The 19091-nt window shown below is 49.7% G+C and carries 18 protein-coding genes; 4 read left to right on the top strand and 14 right to left on the bottom strand.

The genetic code is table 11. The annotated features are described in order from the left end of the window. The first annotated feature begins 92 nt into the window (after positions 1-92). Positions 93-428 carry a DNA-binding domain-containing protein gene (locus tag DW033_RS05180; RefSeq protein ID WP_070104341.1) on the top strand — a complete coding sequence of 112 codons (336 nt, stop codon included), beginning with the start codon at positions 93-95 and terminating at the stop codon, positions 426-428. Positions 429-549: 121 nt separating this feature from the next. On the opposite strand, the gene DW033_RS05175 is transcribed toward DW033_RS05180, so the two are convergent. The 10 genes from DW033_RS05175 to DW033_RS05130 all read right to left on the bottom strand — a co-directional run bounded on the left by DW033_RS05175 (position 550) and on the right by DW033_RS05130 (position 11276). Next, the gene (locus tag DW033_RS05175) at positions 550-1215 is read right to left on the bottom strand and encodes an ABC transporter ATP-binding protein (RefSeq protein ID WP_005854666.1); all 666 of its coding nucleotides are present in this window, start codon (positions 1213-1215) and stop codon (positions 550-552) included. A gap of 227 nt (positions 1216-1442) precedes the next feature. Next, on the bottom strand, positions 1443-2714 hold the full coding sequence (locus DW033_RS05170; protein ID WP_122382528.1) for an ABC transporter permease: 1272 nt from the start codon (positions 2712-2714) through the stop codon (positions 1443-1445). A gap of 4 nt (positions 2715-2718) precedes the next feature. Next, a complete protein-coding gene (locus tag DW033_RS05165; protein WP_057326922.1) occupies positions 2719-3981 on the bottom strand; it encodes an ABC transporter permease in 1263 nt (420 codons plus the stop codon). Between the two features lie 198 nt (positions 3982-4179). Then, complete coding sequence (locus DW033_RS05160) at positions 4180-4530, bottom strand: hypothetical protein (protein WP_057326923.1); 351 nt, start codon at positions 4528-4530, stop codon at positions 4180-4182. Further along, a complete protein-coding gene (locus DW033_RS05155) occupies positions 4520-4801 on the bottom strand; it encodes a hypothetical protein (RefSeq protein ID WP_005864759.1) in 282 nt (93 codons plus the stop codon). Before DW033_RS05155 ends, DW033_RS05160 begins: the two co-directional genes overlap by 11 nt. Before the next feature lie 50 nt (positions 4802-4851). After that, complete coding sequence (locus DW033_RS05150) at positions 4852-6120, bottom strand: ABC transporter permease (protein ID WP_057326952.1); 1269 nt, start codon at positions 6118-6120, stop codon at positions 4852-4854. Between the two features lie 55 nt (positions 6121-6175). Continuing rightward, positions 6176-7447: an ABC transporter permease gene (locus DW033_RS05145; RefSeq protein WP_122382511.1), complete on the bottom strand. Its 1272-nt coding sequence runs from the start codon at positions 7445-7447 to the stop codon at positions 6176-6178. A 30-nt stretch (positions 7448-7477) separates the two neighbouring features. Beyond that, complete coding sequence (locus DW033_RS05140) at positions 7478-8731, bottom strand: ABC transporter permease (RefSeq protein WP_057326925.1); 1254 nt, start codon at positions 8729-8731, stop codon at positions 7478-7480. A 25-nt stretch (positions 8732-8756) separates the two neighbouring features. Beyond that, complete coding sequence (locus tag DW033_RS05135) at positions 8757-10028, bottom strand: ABC transporter permease (RefSeq protein ID WP_005864750.1); 1272 nt, start codon at positions 10026-10028, stop codon at positions 8757-8759. Positions 10029-10031: 3 nt separating this feature from the next. Further along, entirely contained in the window at positions 10032-11276 is a 1245-nt protein-coding gene (locus DW033_RS05130) for an efflux RND transporter periplasmic adaptor subunit (protein ID WP_005864748.1), read from the bottom strand. 183 nt (positions 11277-11459) lie between these two features. Between DW033_RS05130 and DW033_RS05125 the strand changes: the two genes are divergently transcribed. Beyond that, the gene (locus tag DW033_RS05125; RefSeq protein ID WP_005864747.1) at positions 11460-12302 is read left to right on the top strand and encodes a PepSY-like domain-containing protein; all 843 of its coding nucleotides are present in this window, start codon (positions 11460-11462) and stop codon (positions 12300-12302) included. Between the two features lie 94 nt (positions 12303-12396). Here DW033_RS05125 and galB read toward each other — a convergent pair whose 3' ends face one another. Further along, positions 12397-14901, bottom strand: a complete 2505-nt coding sequence (gene galB, locus DW033_RS05120) for a beta-galactosidase GalB (protein WP_057326928.1) — start codon at positions 14899-14901, stop codon at positions 12397-12399. A gap of 87 nt (positions 14902-14988) precedes the next feature. On the opposite strand from galB, the gene DW033_RS05115 reads away from it, so the two are divergent. Then, on the top strand, positions 14989-16299 hold the full coding sequence (locus DW033_RS05115; RefSeq protein WP_008773446.1) for an anaerobic C4-dicarboxylate transporter family protein: 1311 nt from the start codon (positions 14989-14991) through the stop codon (positions 16297-16299). A gap of 70 nt (positions 16300-16369) precedes the next feature. On the opposite strand, the gene DW033_RS05110 is transcribed toward DW033_RS05115, so the two are convergent. Beyond that, on the bottom strand, positions 16370-16729 hold the full coding sequence (locus DW033_RS05110) for a thioredoxin domain-containing protein (RefSeq protein ID WP_005854641.1): 360 nt from the start codon (positions 16727-16729) through the stop codon (positions 16370-16372). A gap of 97 nt (positions 16730-16826) precedes the next feature. Here DW033_RS05110 and ilvA point away from each other — a divergent pair, with 97 nt between their 5' ends. Beyond that, complete coding sequence (gene ilvA, locus DW033_RS05105; protein WP_008773447.1) at positions 16827-18026, top strand: threonine ammonia-lyase; 1200 nt, start codon at positions 16827-16829, stop codon at positions 18024-18026. A 162-nt stretch (positions 18027-18188) separates the two neighbouring features. Here ilvA and DW033_RS05100 read toward each other — a convergent pair whose 3' ends face one another. Together DW033_RS05100 and DW033_RS05095 are read right to left on the bottom strand one after the other, a co-directional pair. Continuing rightward, positions 18189-18473 carry a transcriptional regulator gene (locus DW033_RS05100; RefSeq protein ID WP_005864739.1) on the bottom strand — a complete coding sequence of 95 codons (285 nt, stop codon included), beginning with the start codon at positions 18471-18473 and terminating at the stop codon, positions 18189-18191. Next, a complete protein-coding gene (locus tag DW033_RS05095; protein WP_036613131.1) occupies positions 18458-19087 on the bottom strand; it encodes a hypothetical protein in 630 nt (209 codons plus the stop codon). Before DW033_RS05095 ends, DW033_RS05100 begins: the two co-directional genes overlap by 16 nt. Positions 19088-19091 lie beyond the last annotated feature (4 nt).

Genomic DNA, 19091 nt, shown 5'->3' with positions numbered 1-19091 from the left:
GTAATTATTATACGCTTGGCATGTATTTCCAAATACTATTCATGTTATCTTTCTTATCTTTGCCACTCAATCATTCATTAAACCACGAGATCATGGATGAAGAAATACCTAAGTCGGAGCTGCCCAAGCCGTTTCGCAAGCTGAGCATCCGCGTCAACAAGAGCCACCTGCCCGGTAACGCAAGCTATAAGGGAAGCGTCGTATGGCAACGTACGCTCAGCATCGATGACATCGCCGCCCGTGTCGTAGACAAACGGAGCGAGTTCCGCAAGGAGACGCTCGTCAACAGCGGGCAGCGGCTCTGCTTCGTCCCCGGCTTCGCTTTCGGGGCAGGCGAGTGGGAAGCCATCGTCTGCACCCAGTTCACCCCTACTTATCACCTTTATAAAGAGCCCCGGTATGGTACGCTTACCTTCACCGTGATGTGAGGTATCGAGACACCGCAGGTGATACCTTGCCTCATACGTTTGAGGTATCGTACCTCATAGCTATGAGGCAAGGTGTCACCCGTGGTGCCTCACACATGGAGATCCCCCCTATGCGGCTCCCTTACTGCACCTGCCTTCCATCGAAGAAGCGCACGGTGCGGCTGGTTTGCTTGGCCTGCGCCTCGTTGTGGGTTACCATTACGATGGTGCGGCCGTCCTCCTTGTTGAGTTGGTGAAGCAGGTCCATGACCTCGATACCCATCTTGGAGTCCAAGTTACCGGTCGGCTCATCGGCGAGGATGATGTCGGGGTTACCTACGATCGCACGGGCGATGGCCACGCGCTGGCACTGGCCGCCGGAGAGCTGCGTCGGGAAATGGCGCATACGGTGGCTGAGGCCGACCTTCTCCAGCACGGCCTCGGCCAGCTTGCGGCGCTCCGAGGAAGAGACCTTGCGGTAGAGCAAGGGAAGCTCCACGTTGTCCAGCACGTTCAAGGAATTGATCAAGTGGAAGCTCTGGAACACGAAACCTAGTTGCTTGTTACGGAAAGCGGCCAACTCCTTGTCGCTCATGCCCACCGTGTTCACGCCGTTGATCTCAACCGTACCGGAGGTAGGCAAGTCCAGCAGGCCCATGATATTCAACAAGGTGGACTTCCCGCATCCGGAGGGTCCCATGATGCTGAGAAACTCGCCTTGCTGTACCTCTAGGTTCACGTTTTCCAACGCGACTGTCTCTATCTCTTTCGTACGGTAAATCTTCTGTAAATTCGTTAGTTTGATCATGACTGTAATATTTTAATTGTTATTGTTTGACTCTTGTTATTGTTAAACTCTTGCTATCGCTAGGCTTTGCCACCTAAAAGCAAATTACGTGCCAGAAACGTATCTCATTGATTCCATGACATCTCCATAAAAAAGTACTGTCCGTTATCGAACAGTCGATTCATTTCCGAACAGTCGGTTCGTTTCCGGACACGGATGCCCGTGCCATCCGTGCCGTCCGTGTCCGATCATTCCTGTCGCAAGGCGTCCGCCGGATGCATCCGCATGGCCCGGTAAGACGGGAAACTGATTCCTACGACAATCATCGCAGCCATCACCGCATACGAGAACACGAAGCCGAACAACAGGCGTGAGGCCATGTCGGGCGGTATCTCCGAGCCTTGCGTCACCTCCATATACAGCAGGTTGGCGAAGATGGCGGCAGAGGGGATGAAAGCGATGGTGAGTAGCGCCAAGCCCTCCTTCACCAATTGCCAGAATATGCCCTTGCGGGTGGCTCCCATCGCCATGCGGAGGCCGATCTCTGCGCTCCTTTGTTGCGTGCGGTACCAGAAGGTTCCCACCACGCCGAGCAGGACATTCAGCAGGAAGAAGGCGATGCCCGCCACGTAAAGGCGGACTTGATCCAACCAACGCTCAAGGAACTGGTCCCGGTAATGGGACATCGGGAAAACATCCTTCAAATAGATATTACCCACGCGCAATTGCTGCTCCATCTCCTTCCGGAAATCGGCGGCGAAAGCGGCGCCGTCCGCGCCGGGCTTCACCCGGATGAAGGTGTTCAAGCCCTCTCCGACCCAATCGCCCTCCTCGGCCACCTTGTTCTCGTCCACCAGCTTATAGTAAGCGTAATCATAGCCGGTGAACTCGCAGTAACGTTGTTTCTCGCAGACACCACCGATACGGTAGGCCACGCTATCACGAGAGCCTTGGTCGGTGATATAGATCTCTTGGCGCACGGCCGCCGCAGGATCGCCGAAGAAGCTGTCGGCGACCGTACCCGTCACCACCACTTGGTTGTCACGCAGGGCGTCCACCAACTCCGAGGGGGACCCGCCTTGTGCCGTCTTTACGTCGAACACCTCGAAATAGGTGGGCGATACGTAACGCACGAAGCCATTACGGATCAACGAGTCCTTCCGGAACGTGGCGTATTGATTCGATCCTCGGTAATGGAAATGCACGCCGGTGGTGAAACAGATTGATTCCACGGAGGGGTTCCGGCGGATGCGGTCCATCAAGGTCAGGTAATCCCCGCCTCCCCGCTCGCTATGCACGGAGGTCGTGTCATAGTCGGGACTTTCCTCCGGGATCACGCCGAAGCTCACGTGATACGTATGTTCGATATTGAAACCTAATGATCGCGAGTAGAGCTTATACATCACGAACAAGGCGTCCGCCGCGTACCAAAGGAAGATAGAGACCACGAGCATTTCCAACCAGATAAACAAGTTCCCCTTGCGCTCGTTCCAGAGTTGTTTTAGAATCATCTTATACATAGCGTCAACCATTTATAGAGTCCGTAATATTCAATCTTGACATTCGCCAAGCCGGGAGGCCGGCGGAAAACAGGTTCAGCACGAGGCAGAACAGGAAGGCGGCGATAAAGACCGCCCCGTTAAACATCCCGGTGGAAAGCCCCGTCTTCCCCAGCGAGGTGACCAGCAACCAGTCCCTCAGCAACAACATGGCGCCGTACGACATCGCCAATCCCAGCAGTCCGCCGAGCAGGGTCAAGACCATGTTCTCGGACAGCACTTGCCAGAGGATGGTGCCTTGCGTGGCCCCGAAAGCCCGGCGTACGCCAAGCTCGGCCATCCGGCGGCGCATCCTCGACAGGGTGATGCCCGATAGGTTCAAGGCCGGAACCAGCAGGAGGATGAAAAGGATGATGCCGTAACGTACGTAGAGGTAGAAGAGGTTCGCCCCGAACTCGCTACCGCCGCCGATCCATTCCTCGATCTGGGTGGAGGGCTGGTGAAGGATATCGGCCTTGACATCCCGGGTCTTGGCGTTGAACTCCTCGACCTTCCGCAGCGCCTCGGTCCTCAACTCCTCCCTCGTGACGCCCGGTTTCAGCAGGACGCAACAGCTATACGAGCCGTTGATGCCCTCTTGGTATCCCCCGTCGTCCCGCACCGTGTAAGGGATCCAGACCTCCGCCCACGCTTTCGAGGCGAACCGGGATACGTCCTTCACGACCCCGCAGATATTGTAGACGATGAAATCGAGCTTCATCTCCCGCCCCACGACTTGGTCCGTGCCGAAAAGGGCCAAGGCCACGCTCTCGCTGATCACGGCGTTGCGGATACCGCTCGTGAAAGCCGCTGGGCTGAAGGGGCCTCCTTGCAGGAAATCGAACTGGAAGATCTTCCAGAAGGCGGTATCCGTATAAGAGATGTAACTCGTCCGGTTCTTAAGCCCGTCCATGGACGAGGCGGTCAACGGCCTGTAGCGATCCATGTTGATGGCGGTAACGGCCTCCGCCCCTTCCAGCGGATAGCAGCATTCCTTCACCAAGGGCAGTCCCAACGACGAGTAGGAGATGCGCCGGTTATCATCCTTGCCATTGCTCATGACGGTCATTATGTAGCAGGTGCGGCCACGGTTTACCTCCGGCTTGAAACTCGCCGTATTCACGACATACAGGATGACGATCACCATGATCATGCAAATGGCCAAGGCGGTACCGAGTATCGAGATCACGCTCAACAGCTTGTTCTCCCCGATCATCCTCAACGCTTGTTTAATGTATTGCTTTATCATAAACCTTTGTATTATAAATTATCTATTACCCGACTAAAACAGTGATTGTTTGTTATCGTCCGACTTTGTGCCCCTACGGAGGCAAATAACGTGCCAAAAACGTAACCGCCTGATTCCTAACATCACCCCGTAAAAAAAGCTGTCCGATAACGAACACTTGATTCGTTATCGGACAGCGATTATGGACAGTTTCAGATTTTATAATTCCCAACGTAAGGATCTCAGCAGTTCATCGATCTCGGCTGCCGAAATGGAGTCACGGTCGGCCTTATCGTAGATCGTGAGGAGAATAACCGTACCCTCATTATCTGCGCAGACAATGGCCTCCGTGCAAGTAATCACTCTCGCCCCATGGCTCTTTCCTTTTCCCTTGGAGGCGATGGCCATGCGTACCTTGCGAACGCCTTTGCCTAAGCTCGTCCCTTGATCGGGGTTCTCGCTCAAAGACTTACCCAAAGCCGATAAATCAGCCTTCAATGAGCTATACTTCTTACAGAGACGTTTGAACTCTTTATCGAAGTCTTGATGGGTTTTTATCCTATACCTCATTGAGCAACTCACTTAAGTCTCTAAACTTATGCCCCACATCCTTGCCCTCACGCAAATCCTTCACGTCTTGCAGGGCATTCCTTAGCCCCGCCAAGATCTCCTCCTTGGTAGGCTCCACGTAATCGTCTGCCGGCTTCTCTACCGGGGTTGCCTTACCGAAGGCAGCCATCTTCATACGGCGGACACTGTCGAGGGCCTTCTTGATCAACTGTTCATCCTCCAAAGACATCACCTCTTGCAGTAACGACATTTTTAATTCTATAGCTGTCATAAGCTTGCTCCTTTCTCATTAATAAATTGACAGACGCAAAGATAGACAATTTATTCGTAATGCAACGCCTCCGCCGGAGCCATCTTTACCGCCTTGCGGACAGGGAACCAGATTCCCATGCAGATCATGCCGGCCATCAGGAGGTAGGAGACGCTGAGGGTTACTAGAAAGCGGAGGATGGAGAGGGGCTCGCGGTAGGAATCCAGCTTATCCAAAAAGGCCATATTGAAGACGAAGACCAGTAGGATCGGAACAGTGATCGCCAAGAGACCCAGACCTTCCAGATACATGTACTCGCCCAGCCTGCCCCGGCTGGAACCGATCGCCATGCGGAGACCGATCTCGCTACGCCGCCGCTCGGTACGCAACCAGAACGTGCCTACGATACCGAAGAATACGTTCACGAGCAGGAAGGCCATCATGGAGAGTTTCTTGCTGTTCTCGTTCTTGGTAAACCGGAGTTGGTCATCACGCTGGTCGGCAAGGAGGGTGACACCGTGGACGAAGGTGTTATTTACCGTCATCCGATCCGCTGTTTTCTCCAAGAAAGCGTACATCTCATCCTCGGTCATCGGGCGTTTCGTACGTACCGATAGTTCAGCGCTCCTTACGCCGAAATTCTTCACGAACTCCCGCAAGGACTCACCTTTCAATATCGTGAAAGCGCAGTTCTCCGGACGGTCGAAGTCATTGCTACGGAAGGTAGGAAGGACAGCGGCGATCGTGAAAGGCTCGGAAAGGTCGTCATTCTCCGAGATCTGCCGGCCTATGGCGGACTGCCCCCCGAAGAAGAAATCCTCCGCCTCCGCCGTCACGACGAGCGGGCGGTAAGCGTTCTCCACCAGCGGGGTGATGGCACGGCCCTCCTTATCCTTCATACGGAATACATCGAAATAAGAAGGAGATACTTTCAGCTTGTGGTAGTTCTGTCCTACCGCCTTCGAGGTATCAGCGCCCAAGGGAAGGAGCGTACCCCACGAACTTCCGTTTGAATAAGGCATGGACCAATACGTAACACATACTTCCTCGACCTCCTGCTCTTGGCGGATACGTTCCATAAGCTTCAACAAATCCTGTGTCGCATTCGAGTCGTAAAGTGAGTCGGGCACATAACCCGGGGCGTTCGACGAGAGCGTGGAAAGCTTGAAACGCCACGTATTCGAGATATCATATCCCATCGGGGCGTTATAGCAGCGCACATCCACCCATAACTTATCCATCATAAACCAAAGGGCGCACATCACGATAACCAACTCGCCCAGTATCCAGCCGTTGCTCTTGCGCTGGGCCCATATTATTTTAAATATATGCTTAATCATAATTTGATAGTTGATAGTTGACAATTGACAACTCATTGTTCATTATTCATTGGATTCACTCATTCCCCTTTAACGCTTCTACGATCGGTTGCCGTGTCGTACGCCATGCCGGTATCCCGGCGCTTAATATATTCAGCAAGAACGTAAAGATAAGGGCGGAGATAAATAAGCCCGGTTTAATAAGCATAGGCGCCGTAAGGCTCACGTTCTCGCTCAACATGAAAGGCTTCCCTACCACCAGCAACACCATCGAGAGACCGATACCGATCACGCCACCGATCAAGGTCAGCACAAAGTTCTCCGATAAGATCTGCATCAAAAGATTCTGCCCCGTAGCCCCGAAAGCCTTACGTAAACCGATCTCTTCTTTCCGCTTCTGCACGGACGATTGGATCACGCCCGTTAAGTTCAGCGCCGGGACCAAGAGCAAAAAGAATAGGAAAGCGCCCGATCCGGCCAAGAAGGTAGGCCAGTCCACCTTTTGAAAAGCGCCGCTTCCCATGGCCGTATCCAACTGGGAAAGTAGCCCGGAAGGGAAACCTACGTTATAATCGGTCTTGCTGTCATTGTAGCAACGGACCTGTTGGTCTAGCTCCGAGCGTATGGCATCGAAGTCGGAAGAGGAACGAGCCAATAAGGCCACGCTGAAATAACCGGCCATATTCTCCCCATACTCCCCATTTACACGGGTCAGGGCCTCATTGCTGCTATAAGGTATCCATACCTGAGCGTAGGAGCTCATCAATGAAGAAGGTACGTCACGCACCACACCGCAGACGGTGAAAGTGATAAAATCCATCACGACCTGCCGCCCGACGGCCTGTCCCGTTCCGAACAAATCGGTCGCCACTTGTTCCGACAGCACCATCTTCGGTATACCGGATTGAAAATCAGCCTCGCTAAAGGGGCCCCCTTCCAAGAAAGGATGGTTGAATATTTTCCAATGGCCCGCGTCCGTATAACAAATCTCATACTCCTTGAAGAGCCGTCTATTGGGCAATGACAAGGAATGGCTATCACTACAATAGCCGGATACGGCCTCTGGTTTCCGCAAGGTGTAGAAACATTCCTTCACGACCTCGCTGGACATACCTCCACGGTTATACTCCGGGTCATTGGAATTTTTCGTACCGACTTCCGTACCCCAGACATACATAAACCTAGACCGATTGGACTCAGGGGCATATCCCGTGGATTTAATCTGGAACACCAATACCATCACCAACACCATGGCGATCGCAAGGGCCGTTCCCGAAATAGAGATTACGCTTACGAGCGTATTTTCACGCAGCATTTGAACCGCTTGTTTGATGTACTGCTTATACATAAATCTAATCGTTTGTTATTATTCTACATATTATTCGTAATGCAACGCCTCCGCCGGGACCATTCGGGTAACCTTGCGCACAGGCAACCAGATACCGAGGCAGATCATGCCGCTCATCATTAAATAAGTTATACCGAAAGAGATAGCGAAACGCCCCGTCGTAAACGGCAGGCGATAGGTATCTATAGCATCCGTCGCCACCATATTGATAGCGAAGAGGGCGATAAACGGAAGGGTTAACGCCAATAGGCAAAGACCTTCCAGATACAGATACCGCCGTAACGTGCCATCGTAAGCACCCAGCGCCATCCTCAAGCCGATCTCTCCCCGGCGGTTCTGCGCACGGAGCCAGAACGTACCGATAATGCCGAAAAAGACGTTTACCAGCATGAAGGCCATCAAGGAGAACTTATTGCTCATCTCACGCCCCTTGCCATCCAGATGAATATCCCGGAACTCCCTGATATTGCTGATGCCATAGACAAATAGATTGTCCGCCGCCAACCGGTCTCCCATCTCATTCAGAAAACGATTCATGTCGTCCCGTGTATAGTTTCTTTTCATCCGGACGCAAAGCTCCGCGTTCCGGGCTCCAAACTGATTGACAGTCTCGTTAAACAATTCCCCCTCAAGGCTCTGGAAAAAACATGGCTCCGCAGATTTATACTCGTCGGTCCGGATAGAGGTTGATACGGAGGCGACCGTAAAGGTATTATCCAATTTACTATGCCTCACCTTCCTTCCACGAGCCAGCCGGCCATGATAAAACACGTCTGCCATCTCCTTGGACAAGACCAAGGCGTTATGTATCCCGGCGATCTCGTCCGCTACAGGTTTCCCCTCCGGAGTCTTGATCCGGAAAAGCTTGAAATATTCCGGGGTGACATTCCGGATCTGGAAATTCTCCCCGGATGTTAAGCTCGTGTCACCATCCAGAGGCTCTATCTCCCTCCAAGAATTTCCCATCGAGTAGGGACAGGAGTAATAAGTAGCGCAAACTTCCTCCACCTCGGACCATTGGCGTATTTGCGACATCAAGCGGGTCAGCTTCTCCGGCTCGGATAGCCCGGGAAGCGAATCCGAAGGGTTCCGTTCCTGCTCGCTTAACTTGAAACGCCATACGTTCGTGATATCGAATCCGAGGGGAGAGTAATAGGTTCGCGTGTCCACATAAAACATATCGACCATCAGCCAGAACACACCGGCCACCACCAACAACTCCGCAAATATCCAACCGTTACTTCGGCGCTGGTTCCATATTATACTTAGTATATGCTTGATCATATCATTCCTTTTCAGTAGTTATTTTTCACACGTTCGCATCCTTCAACGATTCCACGATCCGCTCCCTCGCTATCCGGAATGCGGGTAATCCCGAGCTTAGTACATTCAATACCAACGTAAAGAACAGGGCCGCCACAAACAACAAGGGCTGGAAAAGCATGCCAAAAGTTATCACCGTATCTTTTGTCAGCAAGAACGACCGGCCTACATAGAGCAATACGACCGACAAACCTACCCCCAAAACACCTCCTATCAACGTAATGATCAGGTTCTCGCAAACAACCTGCGTAAACAGACGTTCACCGGTAGCCCCAAAAGCCTTGCGAAGCCCCATCTCCGGCCGCCTTTTCTGTACGGCGGATTGTACGATCCCTGTCAGATTCAAGGTCGGTACCAGCAGCAGGAACAGAAGCACCCAGCCAGTTGTCTTCAGGTATTCGCCCCAACCTACCCGGTTATAGCCATACCGACTACCGGAACCTAAGGCCAGTTCCAGATGGGTGAAAGGCTTGGGAATCGTCAAGATGAAATCCGCTTTGCCGGCGTTGTAGCGGGCTACCCCTTGCTGGATCTCCGCATATATGGAATCGATGTCCGAGAGCTTATGCGCCAAGATCTCCGCCCCGAAAGGGCCACACATCCCGTCGCAACCTCCGCTATTGGTGTACAGGGTATTCGCCGTATAAGGCATCCATACATCGGCGAATGCCTCGCTGGCCGCTTTCGACGGGCGCTTTACCACTCCCGCGATCGTGCAAGGCATCACGTTATTTACCAAGATATCACGACCGACCACGTCTTGGGTACCGAACAGGATACCCGCCAACTTATCGGAAATAACCACATGAGGCAGACCGGAATTGAAATCGGCCTCCGTAAAAGGCTTGCCGGAAAGGAACTTGAAGTCAAATACTTTCCAAAAGGCGGGATCGGTATAATAGACAGTATATTCCTCGAACAATCGTTTACCCGGAATGGAGATAACGTGGCTATTCTGTGCCGTCACGGTTACGGCCTCGGGCTTTTTCAGCGTATAGAGGCATTCACGTATCGTCTCGGCGGAAAGGCCCGTATTGTTATTCTCGCTCCCATCCTTCGATTTAGTGTTCACGGAGTAGATATAAAGCATCCGGTCTCGCTTCGATACGGGGCTATAACCTACCAGCTTGATTTGGAATTGCAACACGACAACCAAGATCATGGCCACCGACAGCATCGTACCCAAGATAGAAACCACGCTTGTAAGACGATTCTCTCTCAGCGCATGGATGGCTTGTTTAAAGTATTGCTTGAACATCCTTTATTTCAATTTCAGTTTATTCTTTTCCTTGAAGCTTGTCATATCGGAAACGACTACCTCGTCGCCCGGTTCCAAGCCATTGACTACTTCGACATACTCAAAGTTGCTGTCTCCCAGCTGTACCTTCCGCTTGATCAATTGGTTTCCGTTGACAACAAACAACTCATACTCTCCTTTCCCGACGTAGAACGAGGCGTTGGAAATACGCAGCACATCGTCCTTGATGGCATTCATCACGTATACATCGGTCTTCAAACCGGAGCGCAAGCGGCGATGATTATCCTCCTCCAACTGTACCGTGAAAGAGATTACACCGTTCTTCGATAAGGGGGTAACATCGCTAACCACCCCATCCAGTTTATCGTTGCCGATCTTTACAACGGCTTTGCTACCGGCGGCGATCCGGTCACCATAGGTATCGGCGATCTCCCCCTCTATCTTGAAATGGGACAAGTCGGAGACGATAGCGACACGACTACCTTGAGAGACTTGGGCACCTACCTCGTTGTTCACGTAGGTCAGGATCGCCTTGCGGGGAGAGCGTATCTGGGCGTCTTCCAAGGTACGCTTCGTCTCGGCTAGGCTCTTTCGGAAGATGTTCAGGTCGAGTTCTTTCACTTTATAATCGGCATCCGTCAAGGATTTCTCGTTCTCATATTTTTGCTCATCCTCTTTCAGTTTCAAGACGCTAACGTTATAGTCCAGTTCCACTTGACGGACCTTATCGGTCGTTCCGGCGCCTAGGCTATCCAGATAACGCTCGTTGCGCAACTCCACTTCCTTTCGGTTCAGTTCCATGCGAGAGACTTTCAATTGCATCTCCATCTCGGAAAGCTTATTGCGGTTTTGGATACGGAGTTGATCCAATTGGAGGCGTTTCATTTGCTCCTCGTCCAATTGTTTCTTATAATCCGTCTCGGCGCTGAGCAAGTCCAGTTTCAAGATCGGAGTACCTACATCCACGGAATCGCCTCCCTTTTTATAAATCTCGACGATACGGGAGTTGATCGGTGAGTTGATGATTTCCTCGAAAGCAGGAACCACCTTGCCTGACGCGCTAACGGAAACCTCGATCACTCCTTTATCTACCGTTGAAAAAACCAAGTCCTTCCGTTGCAGGCTGGTTTGCATGAAACCGATCACCCCGCCTATTAAGACAACGGCAATACCAATCCCCGCCCCCAGCTTTATAAACTGTTTACGCTGCTCCTTCTGCCGAACCTCTTTTGATATCTCTCTGTCCATATTTCGTTTGTTTTTATTTTCCACCCTCCAAAGAGCAAACCCCGTGCCAAAAACGTAAGTAACTGATTCTATGAGAATATCCATTTTTAGTACTGTTCGATTTCGGACACTGTGTTCGGTTTCGCTCAAAACTTTTCCGATAGGCCTGTTGTTCTATGCCCAAAACTTATAAACGCAAAATGTATGAACACAAGACTTATCCTATTCACATGTATAGCCGGTCTGACTCTCTTTTTCTCTGGCTGTAGCAAAAATGATGATGATCATCAAGGTATTATCCCTCTCCCCCCGGTAGAGAACGCTTTTCAAGAGAAATATCCCGATGCCAAGAACCCTGTTTTTGAGATCGAAGGTAACTATTATGTGGTAGATTTCAATAATGAAGGTTCCGAGACAACCGCTTGGTTCACGGATCAAGGCGTATGGATGATGGAGAAGATAGACATCTCTTTCGCCCAATTACCGGCAGCGGTATCCACCGCCTTTAAACAAGGCTTTTACTCAAATTGGACCGTGGATGATACGTATGCCATCAATCGCCTGAATATGGGAATCGTTTACAAAATCGAGGCGGAGCAGTCCAATAGCGAAGTAGACCTGTATTATTCACAGTATGGAAACCTGATCAAAGCCGTGGACGATGAGATCAATAATGACGCGCCGATCGTTATCCCGAAAGAGGTCAGCAACCTGATGGAGATCACTTTCGCCAACGCCGAGTTGCTGGATATCCAACAGAACAGCCTAGGTTACGAGCTGGATATGATCGATAACCAGATTTATAAAGTGGCGCAATTGAATAAGGATTACAGGTGGCAAAGTACCACATGGGCCATGTCCGAGCAAGAGGTTCCGCAGATCGTGATGCAAGGCTTCGAATCCTCCGCTTACGCTAGCGACAAGGTACAGTCAATATATACGTTATTGAATGCCAATGGCACCTTCTACCTATTCAAGGTTTCACATAACGGGCAGGACGAGACGATTACCTTTGATGTATTCGGGAATATCGTGAAGCCTGAATAAAGAGCGGAAACAACATCCAACTGATAACAAACCGCGCGATTCACAGCCGTCTCCGGACTTGAATCGCGCGGTTTGCGTTATATGATAATCAAGCTTATTTACTGATCAATTCCAAGGTCGCCCCTTTTACTCCCGGCGCGGAAGCCTCGAAATAGATCGTTCCCGGTTCCTCGGCCGTCTGCACGATAGCGGTAAGTTGCCCGCTAAACAGTTTCATTTCCGGAAGATGGAAGAGTTCCAGACTGGCGCTATTTCCATTTGCCGCCGCACGGTAGGCTCCGGCACCACGAACCTTAAACTGGATCTGTCGGGTATCATCCGGACAAAGGTTCCCGTTCTTGTCTACGACTCTAACATTGATGAAAGAAAGGTCTTTTCCGTCAGCCGTCAATTGGTTACGATCGGCGGATAACTCAATATGATGCGGCTTCCCTGCGGTATGAACCTCCTCCTCGGCCACAGCGTTACCCTCCTTGTCATAAGCGACCACCTTCAAAGTTCCCGGCTCGTATTTGGTATCCATCCACATCAAACGATATCGTTTCTGGCGCTCGAAACTCTTTTGAGCCGCTTCGGTATAACTACTATCGATACCGATGCTTAGATCTTTCGTACGTTTCCCTTGGCTCTTTCCGTTGATAAACAATTCGGCGGAAGGATAATTGGTATAAACGAATACGGGTGTCACCTCGCCCTCACGTCCCGGCCATGTCCAATGCGGCAGGATATGCAATGTCTTGGCGCTTTTGTTCCAATGACTACGGTATAGATAGTAACGATCCTTGGGGATACCCGCCAAATCGATAATACCGAACAAGGAGCTATGGCTTGGCCAATTCGTATAATAAGGAGTAGGCTCGCCCAGATAATCAAATCCTGTCCATACGAATTCCCCGATACAATACGGAAGGTCCTCATGCTGGATAAAATCGTCTTCCGGCAGATTAGACCAGTTGCAATGCTCCACGTCGTACGAGGAACTTTGGTGATCCTCATAGACAGCCATCGCCTTACGCTCCACCGGGAATTTATACACCCCTCGTGAGCTAACCGTGGAGGCAGTCTCGCTTCCCAAGATTATCCCTTGGGGTAATTTCTGGTAATTCACCTGATACCGGAACGGACGATAATTAAATCCCGCCACATCCATTACCGCCGCCATATTATTATTCACGACGGCATCCGGGGCATCCATACCTTGCGTCACCGGACGAGTCGGGTCTTCCCGATGGCAGATATCCTGTAAAAACTTGGAGATCTTACAACCGCTCTCATCCCATTGGTTAGGCACCTCGTTACCGACGCACCACATCACGACGCTCGGGTTATTCCGGTAATGATGTACCAAATTCACGAGGTCTTTCTCCACCCATTCGTCGAAAATCAAATTATAGCCGTTCGCACATTTCGCCTTGTTCCATTCGTCGAAGCTCTCTGCCATCAACATCATACCCATCTCATCGCAAGCCTTTACCAACTCGGGAGCCGGCATATTATGGGAAGTACGGATAGCGTTGCATCCCATGTCCTTCAATATCCGGATCTGACGACGGATAGCGGCATCATTGACGGCAGCCCCTAACGGGCCTAAGTCATGGTGATTACAAACGCCTTTGAATACCGTCTTCTCACCATTCAAGAAAAAGCCTTTATTCGGAATGATCTCGATCGAACGGATACCGAACGAGGTCGTATAGAGATCTTTCAGTTGATCGCCCTCATATAAACGAGTCTCCGCAGAATACAAGGCAGGCATATCCGGCGACCATAAAGTCGGGGTCTGGATGATAAACTCTTGGGAGAGGCTATTATCATTGTACTTAATCTGTGAGAGAGGCGTAGTCTGCTCCGTCAACTTCTGCCCGTTCGGATTCCATACACTGGTTTTCACGCTATACTTGCTGGCATCGGCCCCTTCCGGCAGTACGATTTTCGTCTGTACATTGACTTTCGCAAATTCCTTCGTGGCGGTCGGGGTCGTAATATAAGTTCCCCAGACCGGGATATAGGCGTTTTCCGTCACGATTACATGTACATTCCTATATAATCCCGCTCCCGGATACCAACGGGAGGATTCCGGCAAGTTCTCAAGGCGAACCGCCAAGGTGTTCTTTTTCCCCGGGATGAGCTGTTTCGTGATATCGAAATAGAAAGAATTATAGCCATACGGCCAATATCCAACCTCTTGCCCGTTCACGTAGACCTTGGCATGGCTCATCGCACCGTCGAACAGGATCGTGGCACGCTTCCCATCCGTAAATTGAGGAACCTCAAACTCGGTCCGGTACCAGCCGACTCCCACGAAAGGCAAACCTCCGGTTCGGCCGGCATGTTCCATGGCCTCCGTTTGTCCGTCTTGGGCGATAGCGACCTCTTGCTTATCATTCTGAGAGCTGAAAGGGCCGTAAATCGCCCAATCATGCGGAACGGTCACGGATTGCCACTTACTATCATTGAAAGTAGGATTGATAAACTCCGGGCGGTCTTCCCGGGTGAACTTCCAATTCTTTTCCAACAGGAACTCACTGCGTACTTGCGAGAAAAGCGCAGGGAAAAGGCAAAACAAACCGATCAAAATAGCGAAACTTGTTCTTTTCATTCGTTTTTTGTGTTTTTGTTATTCATAGCGGAACAAAAATAAGTATTTTTGTCTCCAATACAAACTAAATCAAAAGAATTGCACAGCATGTTGTTACAATTAGCTTTCGTTTTAATAGCCATTATTATAGGTGCCCGTATCGGTGGTATCGGATTAGGCGTGTTAGGAGGTCTCGGACTCGGTATACTCACCTTTGGATTCGGGCTCCAGCCCACTTCCCCTCCTATCGATGTCATGCTTATGATCGTTGCCGTAATAGCGGCAGCTAGTTGTATGCAAGCCGCTGGCGGACTTGATCTGATGGTTAAGTGGGCGGAGAAATTGCTTCGCAAGAATCCTCAACGAATCACGATATTAAGCCCGTTCGTCACCTATTTGTTTACCTTCATAGCCGGAACGGGGCATGTGGCTTATTCGGTCCTTCCGGTAATCGCCGAGGTCGCTACGGAAACGAAGATCCGTCCCGAACGTCCGATGGCGATCGCCGTGATCGCTTCCCAGCAGGCTATTACGGCCAGTCCGATATCGGCGGCTACGGTAGCCATGCTTAGTATGTTATCCGGATATCATATTTCCTTGATGAATATCCTTATGATATCAGTTCCTTGTACCTTATTGGGGGTATTGGCGGGAGCGATCTATTCTTTAAGGGTTGGTAAAGAATTGGATCAAGATCCGGAATACTTAAAGCGGGTAGCGAACCATGAGTTCAGCACGAAGCATTACGAGGCGAAAGGCGTTGAAAACCAAATGAAAGCGGCCTTATCGGTCTCTATATTTGTTCTCGCTACGATAGCGATCGTTATTTTTGGTTCTATGGAGTCCCTACGTCCGGTCTTTACCGTCGGCACGGAAAAGGTCTCGATGCAGATGTCACATATTATTGAGGTATTAATGTTGACAGCCTCCGCTTTCATCTTATTATTTACAAAAACAGATGGTATCAAGGCCGCACAGGGTTCCGTTTTTTCCGCAGGCATGCAAGCGGTGGTAGCGATCTTCGGTATCGCTTGGATGGGAGATACATTTATCGCCGGCAATATGACTGAATTAAAGGGATCTATCGAGCATATAGTTACACAGATGCCTTGGTTATTCGGATTGGCCCTTTTCGTAATGTCCATTTTATTATTTAGCCAAGCGGCTACCATTCGTGCGTTATTGCCGCTAGGGATCGCATTGGGAATCTCACCCTATATGTTGATCGCTTTATTCCCCGCCGTAAACGGTTATTTCTTCATCCCAAACTACCCGACAGTCGTAGCCGCCATCAACTTCGATCGTACAGGCACGACCCGCATCGGTAAATACATCTTGAACCATTCTTTCATGATGCCGGGATTGATAGCGACCGGGGTTTCTGTAGGATTGGGGTTACTATTCATTCAATTCATATAATAAGAAAGCAAAAATAGAGACGCAGCATACACGCTACGTCTCTACACCCCACACCATATATCATATTATATTACTTCAACAATTTTTCCTGAATCAACTGCTTTAACTCCAGTTTTCCCATCGTGCCGATCATCATCTCACGGGGGCCGTCTAGCGGGCAAAACATCAAAGTGGGAATCGTTCGGATATTAAAGGCTGTCTCGAGTGCCTCCTCTTGATCTACATCCACCTTATAAATATAAATCTTCCCATCAAATTCTTTGGCAAACTCATCCAATATAGGGCTTAAGCGTTTGCAATAACCGCACCAAGGAGCGTGAAAATCTATGAGGCAAGGACGACTTCCTATATATTTCCAATCTTTGGGATTCGCCTCAAAATCACCGACATTGGCGATAAAACCATCTTTCGTTAAATCGATCACTACCATACTTCTCTATATTTTGATTTATAATATAACAAAGATAAGTATGAATAGGTTGCGGTATTTTTTATACTTTCGCGGCATCGTTTTAACAACAGACAGAATGCTCACACTTGATAAAATTTATCAGGCATCATATGCCTTGAAGACAGTCATCAGACGCACTGATTTAATCAGCGCTCCCAATATCAATCCGGAATCCCATATTTTTCTAAAACCAGAGAACTTACAAGTAACCGGATCGTTTAAAGTGCGCGGCGCTTGTTTCAAGATCGCCCAGCTTACGGAAGAAGAGAAATCGCATGGCGTAGTGGCTTGCTCGGCGGGAAACCATGCCCAAGGTGTGGCATTAGCGGCTACCGCTCATGGTATCAAGTCCTTAATCTGCTTGCCCGATAACGCTCCTATCTCTAAAGTCGAGGCTACTAAATCTTATGGGGCAGATGTATGCCTTGTCGAAGGTGTTTACGATGACGCCTATAACAAGGCTTTACAATTGAAGGATGAGAAAGGATACACATTTATCCATCCGTTTGATGATGAGGATGTGATCGCCGGACAAGGGACCATCGGTTTGGAGTTATTGGAACAACTCCCGGAAGTAGAGGCCGTAATCATTCCGATCGGAGGGGGTGGGCTGATCTCCGGAGTCGCCTATGCCATCAAGAACTTGAACCCGAATATCAGAGTTTACGGAGTGCAAGCCAAAGGAGCGCCCAGCATGTTAAACTCTATCGAGCATGGGAAAATCGAACGCCTCGAAGGTGTACGTACCATAGCCGACGGTATCGCCGTAAAAGAACCGGGAATACATACTTTCGATCTTTGCCAGCAATATGTGGACGAGATCGTATCCGTGACAGACGATGAGATTTCCACCGCTATCCTCGCGTTGATCGAGCAACATAAATTAATCGCCGAAGGGGCGGGTGCCGTAGCCGTGGCCGCCGCCATGTTTAATAAAGTACCCATCAAAGGGAAAAAAGTAATCTGTTTGATTTCCGGCGGAAATATCGACGTGAATATCCTTTCCCGGGTAATCGGACGTGGTTTGCAGAAATCCGGCCGCTCTTGTTCCATGACGATCGAATTGGTAGACAAACCCGGACAACTACAGCACGTATCTGAAATCATTGCCTCTACCGGCGCTAACGTAGTATCCGTATATCACGAGCGTGTCAGCCATACGGCTGATATCAATGGCTGTTATCTGCGGTTGGAGATGGAAACAAGGAATCAACAGCAGATTAATGAGATCCGGCAATTACTCACCGTTTCGGGATATAAGATAGTGGAAGGATAAACAATTCGCCCCTAAGCATACAATTGATTGGCAAACCATTACTGTGCCACTACTTTCCATAGGCGTGGCACAGCCGTGCCATCCTAGTGGCACACTTGTGCCATCCTTATGGCATAGCTGTGCCATCACGGTGGCACAAGCGTGCCCTAAGAATGGCACAAGCTAAATATTAATATATTGTCTTAATGTATTCACATACTCCTCCATCGCCAAGCGTCCTTTATCTGTGATCCGGCAAACCGTTCGGGGCTTCTTCCCGGCAAACCCCTTCTCGATCTCGATATAACCAGCTTCATTAAGTTTGTCCAATTGGACGCTGAGATTTCCTGCGGTAGCGCTCGTCTTCTCCTTGATATAGACAAACTCCGCCTCCTCCACCGATAGTAAAATGGACATCACCGCTAACCGGAGTTGGGAATGCAATAAAGGATCTAATTCTTTAAACATTGTTTTTTAGCTTTATTATTAAGAATATGCCCGGGAATAATCATCATTACCACAAATGAAAGGCCAAAATACAAATACCATAAAACCGTGACAGGATCATGATTTATCAAACTCATCAGCATGTGGATAACTAAAACGAAAGCAACCACCGGAGAGTAAATCATCCATTTCTCCCGCAAGATAATACCATTTATAGATACCCCTAATCCACAATATAATAACGATAAAGGAAGCATCAATATAAAATTGACGGATTGCCCATAAAGCGCACAAAATACCGAGATCAAGACGAACGTCAGTCCAAACATACAGCCAAACACTTGCCATACCTTGGAGATCGTCTTGTCCGTATAAGTCACCACGGCCGGCTCACAACCTCTTTGCTTATATGAAATAACTGGTCCGACAGCAAACATGAGCATCCATCCCCAAGACCAAATATAATTTTGAGTACACAATATCAAGGAGGATATCACGACCGATAAGAGGACGGTAAAATATCCCCAATAAAGTAACACATTGCCACTCCCTACTTTCATGTTTCGCTTACTGGAGTTAATCATCTGAGTGATAATATCCAGACTTTCTTTTTCTGATAATTTTCTATCTTCCATAATT

The sequence above is a fragment of the Parabacteroides sp. AF39-10AC genome (assembly GCF_003635405.1).
In the GTDB taxonomy this organism is placed as follows: domain Bacteria; phylum Bacteroidota; class Bacteroidia; order Bacteroidales; family Tannerellaceae; genus Parabacteroides; species Parabacteroides distasonis.
The sequence above is the reverse complement of the archived record's forward strand: the minus strand, read 5'-3'. Positions and strand labels throughout refer to the sequence as shown.